The sequence below is a fragment of the Paenibacillus alkaliterrae genome, assembly GCF_021532375.1.
Taxonomy (GTDB): Bacteria; Bacillota; Bacilli; order Paenibacillales; family Paenibacillaceae; genus Pristimantibacillus; species Pristimantibacillus alkaliterrae.
In genome coordinates, this window is sequence record NZ_JAKGAP010000002.1 from 101,177 (window position 1) to 125,468 (window position 24,292).

The window sequence follows — 24,292 nt, forward strand, 5'->3', positions numbered from 1 at the left end:
CTATGACAATAATCGCACCTTCTATTTTATCGGCGAATTTTGCGCGTCTGGGCGAAGAGATCGGGGCTGTTGAAGCGGCGGGAGCGGATTGGATTCACGTCGATGTCATGGATGGACATTTTGTCCCGAATTTGACCTTCGGCCCTCCCGTTATTGCTGCTGTACGTTCAGCTACCTCGCTGCCCTTTGACGTTCATCTGATGATCGAACGCCCGGAGCTGTCGGTTGCCGACTATATTGCAGCGGGAGCGGACCGGATTACGGTTCATGCCGAAGCTTGCGTTCATTTGCACAGGACGGTGCATGACATTAAAGAAAGAGGACTGCCGGTCGGTGTGGCGATTAATCCCGCAACGCCTGTAACCGCCTTGGAGCCTATTTTGCAGTATTTGGATCTCGTGCTTATTATGACGGTAAACCCTGGCTTTGGGGGACAAGCTTTCATTCCTTATTCGCTCGTTAAATTGCGTCAGCTTCGTGCGATGCTGGATGAGAGGGGTTTGAACGCGGTCGACATCCAGGTGGATGGCGGCGTTAACCCAAGGACTGCTCCGATGATTCGCGAGGCAGGAGCTAATGTGCTTGTGGCAGGCAATGCCGTGTTCGCCGAGAGAGACCGTGCAGCGGCAATCGCTGCGCTGCGTTAGGAGCGGCACGCGATGAATGATCGGTTCAAAACGGCGCTCTGGCTTATCGGCTACACGTTTCTTGCAGGTTTGATGCTGGCGATTTTCTCCATGCTGACGGAAATTTATAAGTATTTGTTTTCGTTGCTGGCGTTATACATAGGGATAAGATTTTTTCGGAGATTTGAAACGTTGGGGATGAGAATTGCCTTCTTTGTACTAGCGATCGTTTTTTATTTGCTTATCGCGGTCATTATTGCCGCAGTCATTTATTTGCGGGATAATTCTTTGCCCGTAACCGTTTAATAATGGGCCCCTCCGGACAGACTCACGATGGAATAGGACGAACTGACGAAGCATAGGATGGTTACATGAGCGATGGTTCTTGTCACGGATCAATTCGATGAGCGTGTCTGAGGAGGGATGAGGCATGAAATTTTACACGATAAAACTGCCGAAATTTTTGGGCGGGTTCGTTAAGGCTATTTTGAATACCTTTCAAAAAAATTAGATCCGAAAGCCGGCGGATCCCCCGCGGCCGCGATCGTAAACATGAAAAAAAGCACCTGAGCGCTCAGGTGCTTTTGTCTATGGCCGCAGCCATCATTATACGCGAGTAACTTTACCGGACTTCAGTGCGCGAGCGCTGACATAAACACGTTTCGGCTTACCGTCAACCAGAATGCGAACCTTCTGCACGTTTACGCCCCAAGAACGACGTGTTTTGTTGTTAGCGTGGGAAACGTTGTTACCTGTACCAGGTGCTTTACCTGTAAGAAAACATTTGCGGGACATGACTACACCTCCTTTAAGTTTTGCGGGTGCAAAACTGATTCCGTAAACAACGGCTTCGTTAAATTATAAGAATTTACAAGTTTCACGGCTATAAATTGACTTATAATTCACCGCAAAACAAGCTTAGCCGCCAATGGACAGCGTCAGCCGTTTACGCTTGTGCGTGAGGATAACTTCAATCGCAAGCGAAATTACATTTAAACACACTCGAATATCGTATCATAAACCTCGGGACTGTTCAACCTAAATATACACCTAAATATACATTAGAGCCTGTCTCTCAAGCAGGAGAAATCGTGATATACCGCGGAATGACTGGATTTGACGAACGGACTTCTATAAAGAAGCCGTTTATAGTACAATGATACAAAGTCCATAATACATACAGTAAGGGAGTGAATTTCCATGCCTCTGCAGCTCAGCACCGAACTAGGTTCCATCCATATCACAGACCATTGCATAGCCACCCTTGCAGGCTCGGCAGCCATGGATTGTTATGGACTTGTCGGAATGGCCTCTCGTAAACAGCTGAAGGACGGAATTGCCGAGTTGCTCGGACGAGAAAATTTCACCCGCGGCGTAGAGGTTAGACGGGAAAATGAAAAGCTGCATATTGACCTCTACATCATCGTGAGCTATGGAACAAAAATTTCCGAGGTAGCGCATAACATTCAATCGAAGGTAAAATATGTGCTGAATGACGTAATCGGTCTACAAGTGGAAGAAGTTCATATATTTGTGCAAGATGTCAGGGTATCGAAGTAACACAGGGAGGGAATTTTCGTTGGGTAAGCGCTCTATAAACGGATCTGATTTTGCTGCAATGGCACTGCTCGGCGCGGACTATTTACAACGTAACGCAGAGTACGTGAACGCGTTGAATGTGTTCCCGGTGCCGGATGGCGACACGGGAACGAACATGAATTTAACGATGACCTCCGGTGTCCGCGAGCTTCGCGGCAAGCCATCGGCAAGCATCGGCAAAGCAGCAGAAGCATTGTCCAAAGGGCTGCTGATGGGAGCTAGGGGCAACTCGGGCGTTATTCTATCGCAGCTGTTTCGAGGCTTTTCAAAATCGCTTGCGGGTTTCGAGGAGGCTGGCGCCACCCAGGTAGCGGCCGCGCTTCAGCACGGCGTAGACATGGCTTACAAAGCCGTTGTGAAGCCGGTAGAGGGAACCATTCTTACGGTTGCCAAGGAAGCTGCCAAGCATGCGGTGCAATACTCGCGCAGAACGAATGATGTTGCCGAGCTGTTGCGGGAGGTCCATCAGAAGGCGCATGAAGCGTTGCAGCGCACGCCTGATTTATTGCCGGTGCTTAAGCAGGTCGGCGTAGTCGATTCGGGCGGACAAGGTCTCGTCTTTATTTATGAGGGTTTCGTGCGGAGTTTGTTAGAGCTTGACGGAAGCGGGTATCAGGATTCATATTCGATGCCATCGGAAGCGGCTCCGCCGGAAGAGGTGGCTGTTCCTGCTGCTGCTCCTGTTCCGCGAGCGCAAGAGCCGAAATCGGCACAATCGCGCTTATCGACGGAAGCGATCGAGTTCTTATACGATATGGAATTTTTTATTAATCGCAAGCTAAGCGGAAAGACAGCGGTCTATTTTGATGAATCCGCTTACAATCGTGCCCTTGAAAAAGACGGCGACTCTATATTGGTTATTGCAGAGGATGATATGATTAAGGTTCATGTACACTCCCGCAAGCCTGGAGACGTCCTGAATTTGTCGCTTCCGTACGGCGAATTGACCGATATTCATATCCTTAATATGCGTGAGCAGCATCGTGATTTGCTCGAGCGCGAGGCGGTTGACGTTAGCGGCGCGGATTATTCCTCCACGGAGTTGCTTGCCGGCCAGGCTGTACCTGTCACTCCGCCGGGACAAGTATTCGAGCGGGCTCCGTTCGGCATTATCGCGGTTGCCATGGGCGAAGGAATTGCGGACATTTTCATGGAAAACGAAGTGGACTCCGTATTATCGGGCGGCCAAACGATGAATCCGAGCACGGAGGATTTTGTTAAGGCGATCGAGGCGTTATCAGCGGAACATATCTATATCTTGCCGAATAACGGCAATATCATATTGGCGGCCGAGCAGGCGGCCGAGCTGAGCGGGCGTAACGTATCGGTAATCCCGACACGCACCATTCCGCAAGGATTGGCGGCGGTACTTGCTTTCAAGGAGGATGAGTCTGCTGAGCGGAATGCGGCATGGATGAAAAGCGCGGCCGAGCAAGTGCTCTCCGGTCAAGTGACGAAAGCTGTGCGCGACACAGCGATTGAAGGCGTGGACATCCGGGAAGGAGATTTTATCGGGATCAAGGAGAAAACGATAGTCGTTTCCCATGCAAGCCTGCTTCAGGCTTGTCAAGGGCTAATCGGAAGCCTGCTGGATGGCGGCGGCGATTTGCTGACGGTGCTGACGGGCGAGGATGCTGAATCATCGGAGACGGCTTCGCTTTGCGAGTGGATCGCAGAGCAATATCCGCAGCTTGAGCTTGAAGTGCAAAAAGGCGGTCAACCGCTATATCCATATGTGTTTGCAGTGGAATAACAGATTCGTTTTAAATTTGGAGGGGATAGATGGTGGGGAAGGTCAGAATCGTAACAGATAGCACGGCAGACATTCCGGCAGAGATCAGAGAGCGGTTAGGCATTTCGATGGTGCCGCTTAAGGTGATCTTCGGGGAGGAGACCTATTTAGACGCTGTAACGATTGATAACGAGCGGTTCTATGAGAAGCTTGCGCAGTCAACGGTGCTTCCGACCACCTCGCAGCCTTCGCCGCTCGAGTTTTCGGAGGTTTACGAGCGCTTGCTTGCAGAGGATGCCGACTCGCCGATTATTTCGATCCATCTGTCAGCGGCGCTCAGCGGCACTTATCAATCGGCGGTTATCGCGCATTCCATGCTTGAGGCAGAGTCGGATATTACGATCATAGATTCGCAGTCAGCTTCCTACGGGTTTGGCATGCGTGTCGTAAAAGCGGCCGAAATGGCGCAAGCGGGGGAAACGAAGGAAAGGATCATCGAAGAGATCAAGCAGCTTCAGCGTGATACGCAGCTTTATTTTCTCGTTGATTCACTTGAATATTTGCAGAAGGGCGGCCGGATCGGCAAGGCTTCCGCGCTTATTGGATCTATTCTAAACATTAAGCCGATCCTGTCGCTGGATCAAGACGGCATCGTACATGCGGTAGATAAGGTGCGGGGTTCCAAAAAAGCGATGACACGCATTGTCGAGCTGCTAGGGCAAACTTTCGGTAATGAGCCGGTCAGCGTTACGATGGCTTGGACGCAGCGCAATGCTACCGCCGAGGAGCTAAGCGAGCTCATTAAGAGCCGGTTCAATGTACAGGCGATGGATTGGACGACGGTAGGAACCGTTATTGGCACGCATACCGGACCAGGCACGTCAGCCGTGTTCATGCATAGGTTGTAATCCGTATGATGAAGCTGGATCAAATTTCAGTTCGGCAAATCAAAGGCGTGAGCGCTCCTAAGGAACAAGAGCTTCACGCCTTTGGCGTGCAAACCGTCGCTGATTTAATCGATTATTTTCCGTTTCGGTATGAGGATTATCGGATTCGCGAGCTTACGGACGTGAAGGAAGGCGAGAAGGTTACGGTGCTCGGCCACGTTCGGGGAGCGCCTGTCCTGCAGCGTTACGGGCGCACCAAGTCCAGGCTGACATGCAAGGTAGAGGTAGGGCAATGGCTAGTGACGGCCGTATGGTTCAATCGGCAATTTCTGCAGGATCAGCTTGTAACCGGCCGTGAAATTATGCTAACCGGCAAATGGGAGCAGCAGCGGCTCCAGATCACGGTGTCGGACTCAGAGTTTCCGGGCAGCGGAGGGGCCGCGAAGACCGGGACGCTGCAACCGGTTTATTCGGTTGGCGGGAGCATCACGCAAGCCTGGATGCGCAAGACGATTCGGCAAGCCATGACGCAGTATGGAGTCATGATCGAAGAGATGCTTCCGTACGAGCTTGTTCAGCGGCATGAGCTGATGGGAAGGCGAGACGCTGTCCAGCGCATTCATTTGCCGGATGATACGAAGGAAGGACAAGCCGCGCGCAGACGGCTGGTGTACGAGGAGCTGTTCCTGTTCCAATTGAAGCTCCAGGCGTATCGCGCTCTCAATCGAAAGCGGAATGACGGCATCGCTCATCGGATCGAAAGCGAAACGATTCGTCAGTTCGCCGCCACTTTGCCCTTCGAGCTGACGGACGCGCAGAAGAAGGTCATTAATGAAATTTTGACGGATATGCGAAGGTCCTCTTGCATGAATCGGCTGCTGCAGGGCGACGTTGGATCGGGTAAAACGGTAGTCGCGGCCATTACGCTTTACGCAGCGGTTAAAGCCGGTCATCAGGGCGCGCTTATGGTGCCGACCGAAATATTGGCCGATCAGCATATGCGTTCGCTGCAAAGGCTGTTCGCGGATATGGGCATCGAGGTCGCTCTGCTTACCGGAAGTCTGACCGAGCGTAAGCGGCGCGATGTGCTTGCCGGTCTTCAGATGGGGATGATCGATATCGCGGTGGGGACGCATGCGCTCATTCAGGAGGATGTATTCTTCCGCAGTTTAGGACTTGTTGTTGTTGATGAGCAGCATCGCTTCGGCGTTAATCAGCGGAGCGTGCTTCGCCGCAAAGGAATGAATCCCGACGTGCTCACGATGACGGCTACCCCTATACCGAGAACGATGGCGATTACCGCTTTCGGCGATATGGACGTCTCGACGATCAAGGAACGGCCGATTGGACGTAAGCCGATTAAAACCTATTGGGTGAAGCATAGCATGATGGAGCGCGTGCTTGGCTTTATTCGCAAGGAGGTCAGCAAGGGGCGGCAGACGTACATCATTTGTCCGCTTATTGAGGAATCCGAGAAGCTTGATGTCCAAAATGCCATTGATCTCTATGTGCAAACGCAGCAATCCTTTCCCGATCTTCGCGTCGGCTTGCTGCATGGCCGGCTAACCGCCTCCGAAAAGGACTCGGTCATGAGCGCCTTTGGGGTTAATGAAACCCAGGTGCTTGTCGCGACTACTGTCGTAGAGGTTGGCGTCGACGTGCCGAATGCCACGCTCATGATCATTATGGATGCGGAACGGTTCGGGCTGTCACAGCTTCATCAGCTGCGCGGCCGGGTAGGCCGCGGCGAGCATCAGTCGCATTGTATTTTGGTGGCCGATCCGAAGTCGGAAACCGGGCGCGAACGAATGAAGGTCATGACGGATACGGATGATGGCTTCGAAGTATCGAGGCGCGATCTCGAGATACGCGGACCGGGCGATTTCTTCGGTACGAAGCAGAGCGGGCTGCCGGAGTTCCGGCTTGCGGATATGGTCGCCGATTATGAGGTGCTGGAGCAAGCCCGCGAGGATGCGGCTGATTTGACCGCGAGGGATGATTTCTGGACGAGTGAGGTATTTGCAAAAGTGCGGCAGGTGCTGCAGAAAGATCCATTTTTTCAAGGGGAACAACTGGACTAGGCAAGATTTACCGGCATTCGGCATATAGTTTAAAGATGTGAATGGATTGGATTGCCGGATGGAGGTGTCAAGGCGGTGAGTTACCAAAAGTACGGCATACGGCCGCAGCTCGTCGAGCGTGTCAAATTTAAATTAAAAAACCCTGTTACGAAGGATCGGATTAGGGAGCTTCTGGGAAACGTGACGAAGGTTGATTTGCAGGACCGGCCGAAGGTCAGGAAGCTTGTGAAATCGGCAGCCGTTATTTTGCAGGAGCAGCTTACAGATACGCAGGAAGATCAAATCGTCGCCTTCGTAATGGGACAAAAAATCGATCCCAACAACACGTTTCATTTGCTGAAGCTGTGGGGGATGTTTCGCTGACCGTAACAGGTCGGCGATTTTTTTTGTACGGCTACCATAGCTCCAGCTGCTCACCTGCCTCAAACGGCTCGATGAGAGAGGCGTCGTCGTTACGCACACTGCCTACAGAGCAGGATACGGCATAAGCCTCGAGCTCGTCCGCATCGTACGGACGCAGGAGTGGTGTCAACTGTTCTGCATCCGTTAATGAACGATCCAACCAGATTGTCCTTATTATACAACGCCAATTCGAGAAGCGCATATGCTGCTTATATGGTATGGCCAACCGCTCCGTGGAGGATACTGGTTAATACAGGTATGACAGATAACGATGACGTCTGAACAAGGAGCGCTGACGATGGACGACAAGGATGGGGTTCGAATGCATCGCCGGTCAATCGGCTATTGGCTGGGGCAGCTGCTTGCGCTGCCAGGCGTGGCGTTCGACTATGCGGCAGGGAAATGGGGGGCAATGAGCGCTTCGCACTCGATGGTTGCAGAGGCGGTACCGCTGCAGCTCTCGCAAGCTGCGGTAGCGAAGCTTACGGCTGCATGGACAAAGCTCGGCGGTTCTGCCGCTGATTGCCAGGTATCCGCCGCCTTTACCGCGGAAGAGCTCGCTCTCATTGCCCGCATTCGAGCGGAAACCGCGGCCTGCAACCGGAATAACGTAACGCGAACCGAAGCTTATCGCTCGGTTTATTTTCGCACGCCGGAGCTGCATTGGTCGCTGCTTGCGCATATGGTATCGCGTAACGGCGGCTGGAACATGACGGATTTGCAGGGAGAGTGGCTTCCGCTTCTCCTTAGTTCCGAGAAGAGGGAGGCCTTATTCCGATTTCTGGAGCAGGCGAACGCGTTTATTTTCCAAGACGCTTATCCCCAGCTAAGGCTCTGCGAATGGAGCCTGCGGGAAGGGCGGAGCTTATTCCATCTGCTGCCCGCGTTCGGCGTTTCGAGGTTCATGCTGCCGGCATGGAAGCAATTTTGGCGTGAACGGGATCCCGTGCCGCTAACGATTGCCCTCATTGTTAATGAGCAGCATTATATCGAGCGGAGAGTCGTGCAGCAGCCGTATTTTCGCGATAAGGTGCTCCATACCTTGTTTTTTGGTTTGCAGTCGCTGCTGCAGCTTAACGGCGTGGTTTTCCCCTACGGGAGCGGGCAAGAAACAGAAAGGGGCGACGGTGCAGCGGCGCTGCGGCTTTCGGGACTCATCTTGGAGCGGTTCGAGCATTTGAAGGAGCGTATCGAATTCGGAAAGCGGCTGTATGCGATGTTGTTCGGCATTCCGCGCGTTTATGAGGGCGCACGGAGCTTCGCGGGTGCGATTAAGCATACGGGCTCGCGTGCCGACTACGCGCCGCATCTGTTCGCGAAGGTGCGTCATCAGCCGCCCGGGGGCATCTATGCAGAGCGGCTGCTCGGCGGTAGCCTGAAGCCCGGCGCGGAGCCGATCTACAGCCCGGAGCTTTGCGCGGCGTGGAGCGACCGGCCGCTGGAGACGCCCGGGCACGGCGATTGGTTTCGTTCGACGGCCGATGCAGTGCCTTATTTCCAGAAGCTGCCGCTGCCGCATAGGTTTGAAATTACGAATGAATACGGGCTTATGCTCAATAAGATCGAGCTGGCGGTGCTTGCGATGCAGCGGGGCGGTCAGGATCCGGAATGAAGCGGGATATCGCCGAATTACGGAGAACACTTACTCATCCGCAATAGCCCCCACGATATCATGGATGGCGAACCATTCCCCGTCGACCATAAAACGGCCATTCAGCTGATCGACGCGGTCCACGATGCCGATGACGGTCAGCTCCTCGACCGGATGGAACAGCCGCAGCGTAATTTGCTGCCGCAGCCGCAACGACTCGGTCACGGAGCGTACGACATGCTCCCACTCCTGCTCGTCAAGCTCGACGCGCTGCCGCAGCCGGAGTGCCGCCTCATGCTCATTAATGGCGACCTTGTGCTCGGGCAGCATCATGCGGCTCGATTCCCAAAGTCCGTTTCCTTCCAGCTTCTTTCTCATTTGTAATGTCCTCCAATTTTCTCGGAGCGGTGCCCGGCCTGCCCGGCAGGGGTAATCGAAACCGCTCTTAAAATAATAGCATCACCGTACTTCCGCTTAATCGCATCCGTCGCCCTCTCAAGCGCCATCGTCTTCTCGCGATGCGGATCGAACAACGAAAGCTGATATTCATCATCAGCCGAAAATTGCGAGAGGCTGACGCCAACCTTCCTCACCGGGCAGCCGTCCCAGTGCCGCCGCAACAGCTCAACGGCCGCGCGATAAACCTGATTCGTCACGTTGGTCGGATCGTCCATCTTCATTTGGCGGCTGAAGCCGGTCGGCCGGTCATAGTCGGCTCCCATGCAGCCGACGGAAACGACATGGCCCATATACCCTTTCCCGCGGCAGCGCTGGCAGACGAGCTCGGTCAGCTCGAGCAGCACAACCTTTATTTCCTCAAGCTTCCCATAATCACGCGGCAGCGTCATCATATGCCCGACCGACTGCGGCGCCACCTCGTGGGTGCCGGGGGTGACGGGGCTGTCATCGATCCCGTTCGCCATACGCCAGTACAGCTCAGCGTTAATATCGGAATTTTTGCCGAATTTGCGCCGCATCATCAGCTTCAGCTTCTCCAGCGGCGTTTCGGCCAGCTTGCCGATCGTCTCCATGCCCATGGCGTTAAAATGGCGCGTCATGCGGCTGCCGACCATGAACATGTTGGCGATGGGCAATGTCCACAGCGTCTCATGAAGCTTATCCTTCGGCAGGACAAACACGCCTGAATCGTTTTTCTTGGCGTAGTTGTCGCAGGCCGTCTTCGCCAAAGCTTTGTTCTCGGAAATGCCGAAGCGGGTGTATATCCCAAGCTCCTCTTGAATTCGTGCCTGAATGATGCGTGCGAGCTCCTCCGGGGATCCGTATAAATGCAGCGAGCCCGTGACGTCGAGAAATTGCTCATCGATCGAATAAGGCTCGACGAGGTCGGTATACGATTGATAAATGCAAGTAATGATCATCGAAATGTCGATATACAGCTGCATACGCGGTCTAATGATGACGAGGTTCGGGCATTTGGCCAGCGAATCTCCGAGGCGCTCCGCAGTCGTTACCCCGAACGACTTGGCGATGGGGCAAGCGGCAAGAATAATGCCGGATCTCCGCTCCGGATCACCCGCCACGACAACCGGCAAATCCCGATATTCGGGATGCTCCGCCTTCTCCACTGATGCGTAAAACGATTGGCAATCGGCAAGCATGACGACTCTGTCAAGAGACATAGACGACACAACCGATCAAGCCGAGCCATTTTTCCAATGTCATGATGCTTCCCTCCAGGCGAGAACGTTTGTTCTTATTATATACAGAACGCTCGTTCTTATTCTACAGGTTTTTTGTGGTTATTATTTACAGGGGTTGAAAGCCCGGCTTATGCGGTTCGAAGAAGCGTATTTTTCCATGAGCCGATGGATAAATTTTCAGAAGAACGTAAAAGATACCTTATATAATATTTCTGTCATTATGAAAGAAATAAGCAAATAGCAGCATTAGGGCGGTGATGAAATGCCATTTATGAAAGGGTTTAAAAAATCAAATAAAAAAACGAAGGCCGCTGCTCCAAGCCAGAAGTTAGCTGCCCATGAGCACGATCAAATCAGCGGCAATCTTGAGGATACCATTGCGTTCATCAATGATTTATTGGGCGCAAATATGGATCTTACGGTGCGCCGGTTCCATGTGTTTGGCAAGTATCAGGCGGTTATGTATTATTTCTCCAATATGATTAATCAAACGGTAGTTAACACGGACATATTAAAGCCGCTCATGTACATCCCTCCGCATTTGGAAGGGAAAAATCTAGAAATCCAGCAGTTGGAAGAGGTATTGCTTAACGATACCCTTTATCACAGCGAGGCCAAAATGGAGAGTCAGCTGTCCACTCTGGTTGAGGGAATATTACGCGGAGATACAGTCGTAGCGATTGAAGGAATCAAAGAGGCGTTAATCATCGCAACTCGTACTATTGATAAGCGAGGCATTGATCAGCCTGCAACCGAGCAGGTCATTCGAGGGCCGCGTGAAGGCTTCATCGAAATGTTAGGAACCAATATAGGACTGCTTCGATATCGGTTACCATCGTCGGACCTTCGCATTGAATCAATGGAAATCGGTCGCCGAACCAAATCGAAGGTTGCCATTTGTTATATGGAAGGCATTACGAATCCCGAGCTTGTTAAGGAAGTGAATACCCGACTGGCTAAGATTGATATCGATGCGGTGCTGGATTCAGGCTATTTGGAGCAGTTTATCGAGGATAATCATCTGTCGCCGTTTCCTCAGGTGCAGTACACGGAACGCCCCGATAAAATCGTTGCCAATTTATTGGAGGGCAGAGTTGCCATTCTGGTTGACGGTTCTCCGCTCGCATTGGTCGTTCCGACGGTATTTAACCAATTTTATCAGACGGTGGAAGATTATACGGAACGATTTCTGATGATGAGCGCGGTCCGATTGGCCAGACTCGTGGCTTTGATGTTCTCATTGATTTTCCCATCGTTATATGTCTCGATCATCTCCTTTAATCCCGAGTTGATTCCGACCGAGTTTGCGGTTGCTGTAGCCGGGGGACGAGCAGGCGTCCCTTTCCCTGCGGTCATAGAAGTGCTCATCATAGAAGTATCCATGGAAGTATTGCGGGAAGCGACGATCCGGCTGCCCCAGCAGGTCGGGGGAGCCCTCTCCATCGTCGGTGTGCTTGTTGTCGGACAAGCGGCCGTGGCTGCAGGCTTCGCCAGCCCCATCACCGTCGTCATCATCGCCTTAACGACAATCGGATCATTCGCAACGCCGGCCTATAACGCGGCGCTGGCTTTGCGCCTTCTTAGATTTCCGCTTATTATGATGGCGGGTACCTTTGGCCTTTACGGCGTTATGATTGGTTTAATCCTTATCGCGAACCATCTCTTATCGCTCAAATCGTTTGGAGTGCCGTACTTAAGTCCGCTTGTACCCGGGAACTTTCAAGGTATGAAGGATTTGATCATACGAGGACCTTTAAGCTGGATGAAAAACAGGCCTTCGTTCCTGAATCCGGTCGACAAAGTTAAAGTGGGTGATGTGACAGCGGGGGAAGCTCGAAACGGTTCCGATTCTGCACAGACCCCATCAACGAATGAAAAAGAGAAGGAGGGTTAACTGCATGGAAGAGCAGCGCCAGATTACGGTTATTCAAACAGCCGCCATACTTGTCAGTACGATTATCGGAGTGGGGGTGCTTCCGCTTCCGCTCTTTGCCGTCCGCGCGGGCGAATCGGCCGCTCCGCTGGTAACCCTTTTCGGTATGGCGGTTGCGTCAATCGGCTTGGTATTAATAACTTGGCTGGGCATGCGATTTTCGAATAAAACGATCATTCAATACAGTGAGGATATTATAGGGAAATGGGCAGCCAGGCTTGGGAGCCTTCTCATCATCGTCTTCTTCGCCGTGCTAACCTCGCTTACCGCCAGGGAATTCGGGGAAGTAGTCGTCACATCGGTTCTCAAATCAACACCCGTAGAAGTGACGGTCATCGTCATGCTGTTACTCGCAGCCATTTCTACACGCAATACGATTACCACCTTTGCCTATATCCATCATTTTTATTTTCCACTGCTTTTAGTTCCAATCCTATTAATTGCGTTTCTTTCCTTTAAAAATGCAGAGGTTATCAATCTCCAGCCCATATTTGGAAATGATCTGAAAGGCATAATGATGGGCACCATGACAATTGCTGCCTTATTTCAAGGCTCTTTCATCCTGACAATGGTCATTCCTTCGATGCGCAAACCCGAGAAGGCGATGCTGGCAAGCTTCTGGGGAATGCTTATTGCGGGAGGCTTGTATTTATTAATCGTCGTGGCTGCGGTTAGCGTATTCGGCGCGGAAGAAATTAAGAATCTGCTCTGGCCGACGCTGGAATTAGCCAAAGCAACGTCGCTGCCGGCGAATATATTGGAACGGCTGGATGCGGCAGTTCTTGCGGTCTGGGTGACAGCTGTATTTACGACGTTGCTTTCAAGCTATTTTTTTACTATTTATGCTATAACCCAATTATTTCGATTAGCCGATCACAAAATGTTTTCTTTTTTCCTTCTCCCATTTGTCTTCATCATGGCAATGCTGCCTCAAAACATTGTACAGATGTACGATATCATTGAAAACGTCGGACGAATTGGATTATACATTACGATCGGGTATCCAGGTCTGCTGTTCATGATTTCTATCCTACGCAAGAAGAGAGGGAATCAAAATGGAGACGAATCAATGGATAAAATCGGTTAAGCTGGTATGCGTCATGCTGATTACGGTTCCATTGCTCACAGGATGCTGGGATCAGCTTGAAATTGATGAGCGCGCTGTCGTTCTGGGGGTTTCCATCGATGTGGCCGGTGAGGATGCCGAACAAGAAGAAAGCGAGGTTGGACATGTTCAAGGGGCAGTCCCCGCACCGCGAAGCGGCATGGTACGGGTTGGAGTGCAAATTGCCCTTCCAGGGAGGATTCCTCTTGGACCGGGGGAAGGCGGAGGAAGTCAGGAGGATTCGCAGCAAACCGTCTGGGTCATTGAAGTAGTGGGTCACTCCATCAATGATGCCTTCATGAACTTGCAGCAGCAAATATCCAGCAAGCTATTCTTCGGACATTTGCGTGTCATCGTCATATCTGAGGCACTAGCCAAAAAAGGCTTGGAAAATGTGAACGATTACTTCCGCCGCAATTCGGAGGTGCGCAGAATGGCATGGATGATGATTTCGAAGGGACATGCGATGGGCTTAATGCGTGCTGCGCCTAAACTGGAACGAATGCCTACGCTGTATCTCATGTCAACCTTGGATGAAGGGATCAATTTGGGCAGGTTTCCAAAGGATTATTTAGGAATCTTTTGGAGCAATACGTCAAAGAAAGGACAGGAAGGGTTTTTGCCTTATGTGGAAATGAAGAAGGAACAGAACGTCGAAATTATGGGCTTGGCCTATTTCAAAAACAATAGAATGGTCGGCGTAACGAAACCGCTTGAGATTGCCGGATATTTAGGGCTTAAAGGGGTCAACCCCGCGGGATATAGTGCGGTTATTAACCTGGAAGGAATGGATGAATCCGTAATGACCAACGTCACCCAGCGCGGTTCGAAATTCGATCTTCAAATTAAAAACGGGCTGCCGCATTTTACAATAGACGTTAACCTTGAGGTGAATTTAGAGGAGAAAATGAATGATGAGCAGCTCATAGATAATACGGAAACCATTAAATCAATCGACCGGAAGCAGGAAGAGGTCTCCGAAAAATTTTATAAGGATATAATAAGAAAAACACAGGAAAAAGGATCGGATATTTTCGGCTTCGGCGAATATGTGAGAGCGAAAAAACCGGGTTATTGGAATAAGCGAATCAAAACCAAGGAAAACTGGCAGCGCATGTATAAGGATGCAACATTCGATGTTAACGTTACGGTAAATGTTCGACGGATTGGAATGAAGGCAAAGTAAACGTTCGTATGCGGAAGTGCTAAGGAGACGGACAAACTATGATTGGTGAAGGTTATACCGTGAGTTCCCTCAGTTACATTGTATTCTTATGCCTGATAAGCGGATTTTTAATCTTGCAGGCTGACGCAAGAGGTTATAAGGCGAAGGCGATGAACAAGGAAAAGAAAGTATCCCGTGTCATCGGCTGGCTGAATATCGTATTCGGGCTGCTTATGTTAATAGGGATGTTCGTCCTCTAAGCCGATACATATTTGCACCCATAATGCGCCAAAATAGAAGCACCATGGAAACGAAAGGTGCCATTATGAACAAACAAAGCGCAGAAGCGTTAACGCCCTTTAGTCCGTCGCTGCATGCGAACGTGCAAGCTATTCGCAATCGCTTCGGAGGCAGTTGCGATTTAGTTATCCGGTTGTTTAGCAGCGATGCAGCTCCTGAACGTGAGCTGGCCATCATTTACGTAGACGGTATCGTGGATTCGGAGACGATTAACGAAAGTATTATGGAGCCGTTAATGTCATTAAAGCTGCCGCAGTATAGGTATCAGAAGGGCGGAAAGCTTCTGGATGCCCTGCGCAGCTGCGTCGTTTCAATCGGATCGGTTCAGGAGATCAACACGATGGACGAGGCGCTTCTGTATATGACCGACGGATTATGCATTATTTTGGCTGATGGATGCGCGGCGGCGTTAACCGCGGATGTAAATGGAGGCAGTCAAAGAGCCGTCTCCATCGCACAAACGCAGACGGTCATTCGCGGGCCGCAATACGGCTTCGTGGAAAACATAAGGACAAATATAAGCTTAATCCGCCGAATTATTCGATCTCCCGACCTTCACGTACAAATGCATAAAATCGGTAAGCAAACGCATTCGAACGTAGCCGTGCTTTATTTGCACGGGATCGTGAACGAGGGGATTTTAAAGGAGGTTTACCGCAGGCTGGCGGCAATCGACATTGACGGCGTGCTCGAAAGCGGCTATATCGAGGAGTTTATTCAAGACGAGACGTTTACGCTGTTTCCTACCCTATTGAATACGGAGAGGCCGGATTCGGTTGCCGCGGCGCTGCTTGAAGGAAGAATAGCTGTTTTGGTTGACGGGACGCCGATCGCTTTAATGGCTCCAACGACCTTTTTCTCTTTTTTCCAGTCGCCGGAGGATTACTATCAGCGGTACGACATCGCTTCTTTCGTGCGCATCATCAGGTACGTGGCCTATATCGTGTCTATGCTGCTGCCCGCCTTATATATTGCGGTAACGACTTATCATCAAGAAATGCTGCCGACCACACTGCTTATCAGTCTCGCTGCCCAGCGGGAGGGGATTCCGTTTCCCGGTCTTGTCGAGGCGCTTCTTATGGAGATGACATTTGAGGTGCTGCGCGAAGCCGGCTTAAGGATGCCGAGGGCGATCGGGCCGGCGATTTCAATCGTTGGCGCTCTCGTATTAGGACAATCCGCCGTTCAAGCGGGCATAGTGTCGGCAGGGATGGTCATCGTCGTCTCGTTTACGGCGATATCGAATTTTGTCATGCCGGAATTCAATATGGCGGCTACATCGCGAATTATTCGGTTTGGTTTCATGCTGATGGCCGGGATGCTCGGGTTTTTCGGTATTTTCGTATCGGTACTGTTCATGCTGATTCATCTAACGTCGCTGCGCTCCTTCGGCGTGCCTTACATGTCGCCGCTCGCGCCTGGACCGACCAGGCAAGGATTGTTTCGAGATGTGTTCATCAGGCTGCCGTGGTGGGCAATCGTGCTTCGGCCTCTCGATATGAATTTGCGCAATCCGAAGCGAAGGCCGAACGGGAAGAAGCCGCCCGCACAGCGTCATACCGATAAGCCTTAGCGGAGGGAGAGGGAGCATTGAATTATTGGAAGACTACCGTGCTGCTGCTGCTGCTGGCTTGCTTGCTCGGCGGCTGCTGGAACCGGGTGGAGCTCAATGAAATCGGCATTGTTTCGGCTACCGGGGTGGATTGGAAGGATGGGAAGTGGCAGCTTTCTTATCAGGTTGTTATTCCGCAGGCCATATCCAGTCAAAGCCCTTCTGCAGGCCCGTCTGCTGCCGTAAACGTCTTCTCGACGACGGGAGACAACTTCCGCATCGCAACGAGCAAGGCCAGCCAGGAAACGTCGCGGCAGCTTTATTTTGCCCATAATCAAATTATCATTATTGGACAGGAGGCTGCGCGTAAGGGACTCGGCCAATTGTTCGACGTTTATTTGCGAAACGCCGATTCCCGCGAGACGGTCAGCGTATATTTGTCAAAGGGAAGCGCAAGGAGAATGCTCGAGCAGCTCATTCCTTTGGAGAAAATACCGGGCAATGCCATACAGGGCATGATTACAAATGAGGAAATGAACAGCTCGGTTTTTCGGCAAATGACCATGCATAAAGTCGTGCTGGATTTGCTGGGTACGTCGCAAGCGGTCGGCATTCCAAGCTTGGTCGTTGGAGGTACGGGCGAGAGCATGGACCGGTCAAGCAAGTTAAGCCGCACGAATACGCCCTCGAAGGTAAGGCTCCATGATCTGGGATTAATACAGAAGGATAAGCTGGTCGGATGGATTACGAAAGAGGAAAGCTTCGGCGTAATGTGGCTGGCCGACCATATTAAACGGACGACGGTAGCGTTCGGGTGCAAGCAGGAGGATAAGGAGCCGGAGGAGTCCTCTATGCGCATCATAAGCGCGAAGACGAAGCTTCGTCCGGAAAAATCGGGCGGCAAATGGATCATGCATGTTCATGCTGAAGCTGAAGGAACGCTGCTCGAATACAATTGCGGGGGAGACATGACCGAGCCGCCCGAAGTGGAGAAGGTGGAAAGAATTGTCGAGAGCGAGCTTAAGGCTGTCATGGAAAAAGGGTGGCAGGCCGTTCGCAGGCACCGGGCGGATATCGTTGGGTTTGGAAGCGTTATTCACAAAAAATACCCAAAGGCATGGAAAGAAATGAAGGATGAGTGGTCTGAGCATTTCTCACGGATGGAAGTAAAGATAACGGCTAACGTGAAAATCAATTCTACGGGCATGAGCGGCAACGGCTTTAAGAAGACGCAGGAAAAGTCCCGTTCGTAGCTGGAAAGGAGACGGTATGCAGCAAATCGGCAAAAACCAGCTGTCCATTCTCATTATTATTTTCCTCATCGGCAGCACCCCTTTGTTCGAGCTCGGCATTAAGGCGAAGCAGGACGCATGGATAGCTATGACTGTTGCCGCGGCTGCCGGTTTGCTGCTTACCGTGATGTATATCCGCATTCAGAAACGCGCTCCGGAGGCCGGGCTGGCCGAGCTTTACATGATGCATTTTGGCAAATGGATTGGAGGGGCCGTGGGGCTTATACATGCCTGTTGGTTCGCGTATGAATCGATGCGCAATGTAAGAGATGTCGGCGAGCTGACGATGATGGGGCTCCTGACGCTCACTCCGAAGTGGATTGTCATGCTGCTGATCTTAAGCGTATCCGCCTATACCGTCAGCAAAGGGCTGGAGGTGTTCGTTCGGATCGTACAGCTGCTGTTTCCAGTTGCAGCTCTTAGTTATTTGTTTGTTATATTGCTGCTTCTCATTTCCAGATTGCCGGATATAAGCCGGTTGCAGCCTGTTCTGGAGAATGGAATTGCGCCCGTCATGAAAGCGGCCTTTCCGGACCTGCTGTCCTTTCCTTTTGGCCAAATGATCACAATGCTCGTATTCTGGAAATATGTGCACGAGAAAAAAATAATCGGCCGTGTATCGTACTGGTCCCAGGCAGGGGTATCGCTATTTTTGATTTTGATGAACATGCTCATCATGAGCGTGCTCGGCCCGGAATTGTCCTCTTTATCCGCATTGCCGTTGCTGGAGGTCGTCCAACTGATCAGGCTGGCTAACATTTTGGAGCGGCTTGACGTTATCGTTACCCTGCTTCTTTTTATCGGGCTTTATGTGAAAATGACGGCTCTGTACATGGCTTCGGTATTTACGTTCAGCGCCGTAACCGGCATTCCGTACCGGCACTGTGTCATGCCGATCGCTCTCGTTATTTATGCGTCGTCGTTTTTGGAAGCGAACAATACGTATCATATATGGATCGGTCTTGATGTTACGTTGAAAATTGTCCCGTTGTTACAGGTGGCGCTGCCTTTGCTCATGCTTGCGGTTGGCATAAGGAAGAAGTACAAAGATGCTAAAATAGCGGTTTAGCCGCTAAGCCCCGATCAAACGGACCGATATTGAAGGTATCGATGTCCGGCACGCTTTTAAGAAGCGGTGATAATCGTTTTCAAAAAAGACTGGCATTTTGATCGGGTTTTGTTTACAATTGAACATGTTGACGAAACTTAATATGTTCCGGGGAGCTGGTTAAGCCGGCTGAGAGGGGATTCTTTTCACAATTCCGACCCGTTAAACCTGATCTGGGTAATGCCAGCGTAGGGACAGAAGCTCTGTTTATTCAGCGGCTTGATTAAAACGATCAAGTTTATGCATGGGTTATTGGCAGCGCAGCCGAATGTATGGCGTCCTCCGGATCGGGAGGACGCTTTTTTAATTGTTGTTGCATCCATGAACCGGTTACTAACGAGTGCTCGTCATCATCATTTATACAAATAGTAGCTGTGGAGAGGGGAACAAACATCATGAATCAGAATAAGACGGTACAAGCATCATGGAGAATCATCACGGCTATGCTCGTATTCGTATTGGCGCTGGCAGGCTGCGGTGCGAATAACGCGCCGGCAAGTGATGAGCAGCAGGAGCAGCATGAGCAGCAGGAGCAGGGACAAGAACAAGAGGGAGCGGACAAGCCGCTCGAGAAGGTGCAGGTCGTGCTCGATTGGACGCCGAATACGAATCATACGGGACTTTATGTCGCGAGGGATAAAGGTTTCTTCAAGGAGCAGGGCCTGGACGTTGAAATTATTCAGCCGGGTCAGAGCGGCGCCGATCAGATGGTTGCCACGGGCAATGTGCAGTTCGGCGTAAGCTATCAGGAATCGATTACGATGGCCCGCATCGCAGACGTTCCGCTCGTATCGCTTGCAGCCGTCATTCAGCACAACACCTCCGGCTTTGCTTCGCCGCTTGAGAAGGGCATCGATTCGCCTGAGAAATTCGAAGGCAAAACTTACGGCGGCTGGGGAGCTCCCGTTGAAGAGGCGGTTATTCAATCGCTGATGCAGGAGAAAAACGCCGACATTAGCAAAGTGAATATCATCAGTATAGGCGACGGCGATTTCTTCACGGCTGTTAAGCGCGATATTGATTTTGCCTGGATTTATTATGCATGGACAGGCGTGGAAGCAGAGCTTCGCGGCGAAAAAATCAACATGGTTTATTTGACTGATTATAGCGATAAGCTGGATTACTATACGCCCGTTCTTACGACAAATGAAACGATGATCGCAGAGAAGCCGGAAATCGTTAAATCGTTCACGGCGGCAGCTGCCAAAGGATATCAATATGCCATTGAAAATCCGGAGGATGCAGCCGAGATCCTGATTAAAGCGGAGCCGGACCTCAATCCCGAGCTTGTACGCGCGAGCCAGAAGTGGCTGAGCCCGAAATATCAGGACGATGCGCCGCGCTGGGGCGAGCAGAAGCTTAGCGTATGGGAGAATTACGCGGATTGGATGTTCGAGCACAAGCTGCTTGAGAAGGAGCTTGAGGCGGAGAAAGCATTTACGAACGAGTTTTTGCCGGAATAGCTGGATGCGGCTTACTTATCATTAGGGGAGAGAAGGATTCGGATGGCAAACGCATTAGTAAGCATACAAATACTGCCGGCAACGCCCGGCGGCGATAGCGTTATTCCTTATGTGGATCGGGCTATCGAGATTATTAAACTAGCGGGTGTGCCCTATCGTGTAGCTCCGCTCGAGACGACGATGGAAGGCGAGCTTAGCCATCTGCTAAGCGTCGTGCAGTCGATGAGCGAGGCGATGACGGAGTTGGGCTGTCCATCCGTCATTTCGCAGGTGAAAATTTATTACAACCCGGCAAACGGCGCTTCCATGGGCAGATTGCTGGAGAAATATCCAGATGGCCATTAGGAAGAGCGGCTGGGCGAAGGCTTGGCCTCCAATGGCCGTACTGGCGGGTCTGCTAGCTTGCTGGCAGGCGGCGGTAACGTGGGGAAAGGTCGATAAGTGGCTGCTTCCTTCGCCGCTTGCGATCGTACAGGAGGCGATTCAAATATGGCCTCGGCTTATGGAGCATACGGAAGCTACGGTGCAGCTAACGCTGCTCGGCTTCGCGGGAGGATCGGCGGTGGGCTTCGTGCTCGCCGCTTTGCTGCATCTAATTCCAGGCTTCCGCTCAGCCGTGTATCCGCTGCTGGTTCTGTCGCAGAACGTCCCCATCATCGCTATTGCCCCGATTTTAACGATGCTGCTCGGCTACGGGCTCCTGCCTAAGGTGCTGCTTGTCACGGTAGTTTGCTTCTTTCCGATAACCGTGGCGATGCTTAGCGGCCTGTCAAGTCCGGATGCGCAGCTTCGCCATTATTTTCAAATGATCGGAATCGGCAAATGGCAGCTGTTCTGGCGGCTTGAACTGCCGCATGCCATCGTTCACTTGTTCTCCGGCCTGAAGATATCCGCATCCTACAGCGTCCTGAGCGCGATTGTGGCGGAATGGCTCGGCACGAATAAAGGGCTGGGCGCGTTCATGCTTATATCGTTCAAAGGGTTTATGCCGGATCGCGGCTACGCGGCGGTCTTTATCATTGTGACGCTCAGCCTTACGCTGTTCGGACTGATCGTTCTGGCGGAGCGTATTGTCATTCGGTGGCAGCCTGTGAAAGAGGTGGAATAAATGATGAGCGATAAAGCAAGCATTCATGCCATGACGACGCTGCAGGTACGGGGCATTCGCAAGTCTTTCGGGAAAAGGGCCGCGCGCAAGGAAGTGCTCGGCGGGTTATCGTTATCCGTCGCAGACGGGGAATTCGTCTCGATCGTCGGTCCGTCCGGGAGCGGGAAGACGACGCTGTTTAAAGTCATCGGCGGCTTGGAGCAGCCCTCGGAGGGCGAAATATGGGTGGAAGGAAAGCAGACGACCGGCGAGCGCGGCCACATCTCGTATATGCCGCAGCAATCGGCTTTGCTGCCATGGCAATCTGTTGCCGGCAATATTGAGCTGTCGCTTGCGATTTCCGGCTTGGACCGCAAAGCGGCGAAGCTGAAGACGAAGGAATGGCTGGAGCGGATCGGCCTGGATGACTATGCGGATGCTTATCCGCATATGCTCTCCGGCGGCATGCTGCAGCGGGTTTCATTCTTAAGGGCGCTGCTTGCGCCGCAGCGATTGATGCTGCTTGACGAGCCGTTCGGAGCGTTGGATGCCTTGACGAGATTGCAGATGCAGCAATGGCTGATGTCGATCTGGGATCAGAACCGCAGATCGGTGCTGCTCGTAACGCACAGCATCGAAGAGGCGCTGTTTTTATCGGACCGCATCATTGTGCTGTCCGCTTCGCCAGCCGTTGTGCTGGAGGAGTTTGTCGTGCCCTTCGAACGACCGCGCAGCGAGGCGCTTTGGACGAACCCGCTCTTTAATGAGCTGAAGCAGCAAATTTACGAGCTGCTTAAGGCAGGCGGGAAGGAGGCGAATGAATGACGGCAAAGGGGACGGACGGCGCTTCGTGCATGGACGCGCATCTTCACGTTGATTTGTATCCGGAAGCGGAGCGCGGCGCACTGCTGGAGGGAGCCTTCAAGAATGGCGTAGCTGCCGTCGTAGCGGTTTCCATGCATTTGGCATCCTCGGCTGTGAACCGGGAGCTGTCGCTGCGGTATCCTGGCCGGGTTCACCCGGCCTACGGTTTTCATCCGGAGCAGCCGATTCCTTCGGAGGCGGAGATCGATGAGCTGCTCGGTTGGATTCGTATGCGGCATGACGCGGGCGAGCGGTTCGCGATAGGCGAGGTCGGTCTTCCGTACTATACGAGAATGGAGGCTGAAGCGAAGGGAGAGCGTTTAGACGAGGCGCCGTATTTGGTGCTTCTGGAGCGATTCGCAGCGCTAGCGTCGGAGATGGATCGGCCGATCGTGCTTCATGCGGTATACGAGGATGCGGATAAAGCATGCGATATTTTGGAGAGACATGGCGTTCAGCGGGCTCATTTCCATTGGTTTAAGGGCAGTGCTGCCGTCCTGCCGCGAATGGCCGAAAGCGGCTATATGATTTCGATCACGCCGGATGTGGCGTACGAGGAGGAGATTCAGCGGCTCGTCGGGCATTATCCGCTTTCGCTTATGATGGTGGAGACGGACGGTCCGTGGCCGTTCGAGGGACCGTACGCCGGGGAGTCTACGCGGCCGGCAATGGCTGCTGATGCAGCGAGGCATATAGCGGCCTTAAAGAAGCAGCCTGCAGAGCAGGTAGCTTGTCTGCTGCTTGCGAATACGCGGCGCTTTTATGGGATTTAGCCAAGATTTCATGTTAGGAGAAGTCCGGCTCGGAGGATATCGGATTCTTCGAGGCGGGCTTTTTTTATCATTCGAACCAGTCCAAATTGCATTTTTGGCAGCGGAGTAAGTTTGTCCGCCCGGGTTGAACCTTCCTTCGTACCGATTTGTCCGTTGCCTTTCGCGCTGCTGCTGCATACAAAGGTAAGAGCGAGGTAAGTTCCAGGTAAACCTAATAGAAAGGAGTCTGACGATGGCTAAACTTACGAGGAATCAATTTTTTGCGGTATTGGCGCCTACCGTTATTCGAATAAAGCGGGAAGGATCGACTATGTTTCCTTCCGTGCGGCTTGCGCAAAATTTGCTCGAAACCGGCGGCGTCATTCATTCGTGGAACAACTTGGGCGGAATAAAGGTAGGCAGCGGCCAGACGAATGCTTATTGGCATGGCGAAGCGGTGGTAAAGGGAACCTGGGAGTACATTGATGGTCGGAATGCCAGCACGAGAGCTGCTTTTCGGGCCTACAAAAGCGTGTATCACTTTTATAAAGATTTGGATTTGCTGCTTGCAATGCCGCGTTATGCACGCGTTCGAAATGCGCCGACGCCAGAGAGCCAAGCCGAAATGCTGCAGGCGTGCGGCTATGCGACAGATCCGGCGTATGCGACCAAGCTAAAGTCGATTATTGAACGATACGGGTTAAAAAGATACGATGCGTTAGGCAGCAGGCATGTTCAGAAACCGGAGAAGCTGAAGGATGCAATCGCAATCCCGGTTGTGTACGAAGGTCAAGTGATTTCGGACGGATACTTGCTAAACGGGGTGACATGGGTTCCGGCGAGGCAGCTGGGAGAGGCGCTTGGAGCGGTGATCGATTGGACGGGAACGGAAGTGACCGTAAACGGTAAGGCGATCGAAACTATTCTGTCGGAAGCAACCGGCTATGTGAAGGTTCGCGATCTGGCAGCGGAGCTTGAATTACAGGCGAGCTGGGACGCCGGGGCAAGTGTCGTATTGCTCGGAATCGGGTAAGGTAAGCTTGTCCATAAAAAAAGAAAAACTGGCTTCCAACCCCTTTAAGGCAGGAATGT

Annotated in this window: 26 protein-coding genes and 1 riboswitch; of the genes, 22 read left to right on the plus strand and 4 right to left on the minus strand. The window is 52.0% G+C overall.

Annotated features, from left to right (window positions below; genetic code table 11):
* Positions 1-2 precede the first annotated feature (2 nt).
* From rpe to spoVM, 3 genes are all read left to right on the plus strand, one after another.
* Entirely contained in the window at positions 3-647 is a 645-nt protein-coding gene (gene rpe / locus L1N85_RS00555) for a ribulose-phosphate 3-epimerase (RefSeq protein WP_235233626.1), read from the plus strand.
* A gap of 12 nt (positions 648-659) precedes the next feature.
* Positions 660-932 (plus strand): hypothetical protein, encoded by a 273-nt coding sequence (locus L1N85_RS00560; protein WP_235233630.1) that lies wholly within the window; start codon positions 660-662, stop codon positions 930-932.
* 124 nt (positions 933-1,056) lie between these two features.
* The gene (spoVM, locus tag L1N85_RS00565; protein WP_010345573.1) at positions 1,057-1,137 is read left to right on the plus strand and encodes a stage V sporulation protein SpoVM; all 81 of its coding nucleotides are present in this window, start codon (positions 1,057-1,059) and stop codon (positions 1,135-1,137) included.
* A 95-nt stretch (positions 1,138-1,232) separates the two neighbouring features.
* Here spoVM and rpmB read toward each other — a convergent pair whose 3' ends face one another.
* Positions 1,233-1,421, minus strand: coding sequence for a 50S ribosomal protein L28 (rpmB, locus tag L1N85_RS00570; RefSeq protein ID WP_028611113.1), 189 nt, complete (start codon positions 1,419-1,421; stop codon positions 1,233-1,235).
* Between the two features lie 405 nt (positions 1,422-1,826).
* Between rpmB and L1N85_RS00575 the strand changes: the two genes are divergently transcribed.
* The 5 genes from L1N85_RS00575 to L1N85_RS00595 all read left to right on the plus strand — a co-directional run bounded on the left by L1N85_RS00575 (position 1,827) and on the right by L1N85_RS00595 (position 7,288).
* Positions 1,827-2,186 carry an Asp23/Gls24 family envelope stress response protein gene (locus tag L1N85_RS00575; protein WP_235233631.1) on the plus strand — a complete coding sequence of 120 codons (360 nt, stop codon included), beginning with the start codon at positions 1,827-1,829 and terminating at the stop codon, positions 2,184-2,186.
* 58 nt (positions 2,187-2,244) lie between these two features.
* Positions 2,245-3,978, plus strand: a complete 1,734-nt coding sequence (locus L1N85_RS00580; RefSeq protein WP_235234315.1) for a DAK2 domain-containing protein — start codon at positions 2,245-2,247, stop codon at positions 3,976-3,978.
* A 32-nt stretch (positions 3,979-4,010) separates the two neighbouring features.
* Complete coding sequence (locus tag L1N85_RS00585) at positions 4,011-4,865, plus strand: DegV family protein (protein ID WP_235234317.1); 855 nt, start codon at positions 4,011-4,013, stop codon at positions 4,863-4,865.
* 8 nt (positions 4,866-4,873) lie between these two features.
* A complete protein-coding gene (recG, locus tag L1N85_RS00590) occupies positions 4,874-6,925 on the plus strand; it encodes an ATP-dependent DNA helicase RecG (RefSeq protein WP_235234319.1) in 2,052 nt (683 codons plus the stop codon).
* 75 nt (positions 6,926-7,000) lie between these two features.
* Positions 7,001-7,288 carry a stage VI sporulation protein F gene (locus L1N85_RS00595; protein ID WP_235233633.1) on the plus strand — a complete coding sequence of 96 codons (288 nt, stop codon included), beginning with the start codon at positions 7,001-7,003 and terminating at the stop codon, positions 7,286-7,288.
* A gap of 31 nt (positions 7,289-7,319) precedes the next feature.
* On the opposite strand, the gene L1N85_RS00600 is transcribed toward L1N85_RS00595, so the two are convergent.
* Positions 7,320-7,487 (minus strand): hypothetical protein, encoded by a 168-nt coding sequence (locus tag L1N85_RS00600; RefSeq protein WP_235233635.1) that lies wholly within the window; start codon positions 7,485-7,487, stop codon positions 7,320-7,322.
* 138 nt (positions 7,488-7,625) lie between these two features.
* On the opposite strand from L1N85_RS00600, the gene L1N85_RS00605 reads away from it, so the two are divergent.
* A complete protein-coding gene (locus L1N85_RS00605) occupies positions 7,626-8,939 on the plus strand; it encodes a DUF2515 domain-containing protein (RefSeq protein ID WP_235233637.1) in 1,314 nt (437 codons plus the stop codon).
* A gap of 30 nt (positions 8,940-8,969) precedes the next feature.
* On the opposite strand, the gene L1N85_RS00610 is transcribed toward L1N85_RS00605, so the two are convergent.
* Positions 8,970-9,296, minus strand: a complete 327-nt coding sequence (locus L1N85_RS00610) for a YolD-like family protein (protein WP_235233639.1) — start codon at positions 9,294-9,296, stop codon at positions 8,970-8,972.
* The gene (locus L1N85_RS00615) at positions 9,293-10,558 is read right to left on the minus strand and encodes a DNA polymerase IV (RefSeq protein WP_235233640.1); all 1,266 of its coding nucleotides are present in this window, start codon (positions 10,556-10,558) and stop codon (positions 9,293-9,295) included. Before L1N85_RS00615 ends, L1N85_RS00610 begins: the two co-directional genes overlap by 4 nt.
* A gap of 283 nt (positions 10,559-10,841) precedes the next feature.
* Here L1N85_RS00615 and L1N85_RS00620 point away from each other — a divergent pair, with 283 nt between their 5' ends.
* The 13 genes from L1N85_RS00620 to L1N85_RS00680 all read left to right on the plus strand — a co-directional run bounded on the left by L1N85_RS00620 (position 10,842) and on the right by L1N85_RS00680 (position 24,233).
* Entirely contained in the window at positions 10,842-12,473 is a 1,632-nt protein-coding gene (locus L1N85_RS00620) for a spore germination protein (protein ID WP_235233641.1), read from the plus strand.
* 4 nt (positions 12,474-12,477) lie between these two features.
* Positions 12,478-13,599 (plus strand): GerAB/ArcD/ProY family transporter, encoded by a 1,122-nt coding sequence (locus L1N85_RS00625; RefSeq protein ID WP_235233642.1) that lies wholly within the window; start codon positions 12,478-12,480, stop codon positions 13,597-13,599.
* Positions 13,568-14,803: a Ger(x)C family spore germination protein gene (locus L1N85_RS00630; RefSeq protein WP_235233643.1), complete on the plus strand. Its 1,236-nt coding sequence runs from the start codon at positions 13,568-13,570 to the stop codon at positions 14,801-14,803. The genes L1N85_RS00625 and L1N85_RS00630 overlap by 32 nt, the downstream gene beginning before the upstream one ends.
* A 38-nt stretch (positions 14,804-14,841) precedes the next feature.
* The gene (locus L1N85_RS00635) at positions 14,842-15,042 is read left to right on the plus strand and encodes a CLC_0170 family protein (protein ID WP_235233644.1); all 201 of its coding nucleotides are present in this window, start codon (positions 14,842-14,844) and stop codon (positions 15,040-15,042) included.
* 65 nt (positions 15,043-15,107) lie between these two features.
* The gene (locus tag L1N85_RS00640; protein ID WP_235233646.1) at positions 15,108-16,655 is read left to right on the plus strand and encodes a spore germination protein; all 1,548 of its coding nucleotides are present in this window, start codon (positions 15,108-15,110) and stop codon (positions 16,653-16,655) included.
* 17 nt (positions 16,656-16,672) lie between these two features.
* A complete protein-coding gene (locus L1N85_RS00645; RefSeq protein ID WP_235233648.1) occupies positions 16,673-17,887 on the plus strand; it encodes a Ger(x)C family spore germination protein in 1,215 nt (404 codons plus the stop codon).
* A gap of 16 nt (positions 17,888-17,903) precedes the next feature.
* Positions 17,904-18,995 (plus strand): GerAB/ArcD/ProY family transporter, encoded by a 1,092-nt coding sequence (locus tag L1N85_RS00650; RefSeq protein WP_235233649.1) that lies wholly within the window; start codon positions 17,904-17,906, stop codon positions 18,993-18,995.
* Positions 18,996-19,133: 138 nt separating this feature from the next.
* A riboswitch (TPP riboswitch) is annotated at positions 19,134-19,246 on the plus strand.
* Between the two features lie 183 nt (positions 19,247-19,429).
* Positions 19,430-20,497 carry an ABC transporter substrate-binding protein gene (locus L1N85_RS00655; protein WP_235233655.1) on the plus strand — a complete coding sequence of 356 codons (1,068 nt, stop codon included), beginning with the start codon at positions 19,430-19,432 and terminating at the stop codon, positions 20,495-20,497.
* A 42-nt stretch (positions 20,498-20,539) separates the two neighbouring features.
* Positions 20,540-20,842 carry a thiamine-binding protein gene (locus L1N85_RS00660; protein WP_235233661.1) on the plus strand — a complete coding sequence of 101 codons (303 nt, stop codon included), beginning with the start codon at positions 20,540-20,542 and terminating at the stop codon, positions 20,840-20,842.
* Complete coding sequence (locus L1N85_RS00665) at positions 20,832-21,605, plus strand: ABC transporter permease (protein WP_235233663.1); 774 nt, start codon at positions 20,832-20,834, stop codon at positions 21,603-21,605. Before L1N85_RS00660 ends, L1N85_RS00665 begins: the two co-directional genes overlap by 11 nt.
* A complete protein-coding gene (locus L1N85_RS00670) occupies positions 21,606-22,409 on the plus strand; it encodes an ABC transporter ATP-binding protein (RefSeq protein ID WP_235233669.1) in 804 nt (267 codons plus the stop codon).
* Positions 22,406-23,221 (plus strand): TatD family hydrolase, encoded by an 816-nt coding sequence (locus L1N85_RS00675; RefSeq protein WP_235233676.1) that lies wholly within the window; start codon positions 22,406-22,408, stop codon positions 23,219-23,221. Before L1N85_RS00670 ends, L1N85_RS00675 begins: the two co-directional genes overlap by 4 nt.
* Before the next feature lie 232 nt (positions 23,222-23,453).
* On the plus strand, positions 23,454-24,233 hold the full coding sequence (locus L1N85_RS00680; RefSeq protein ID WP_235233679.1) for a glucosaminidase domain-containing protein: 780 nt from the start codon (positions 23,454-23,456) through the stop codon (positions 24,231-24,233).
* Positions 24,234-24,292: the final 59 nt, after the last annotated feature.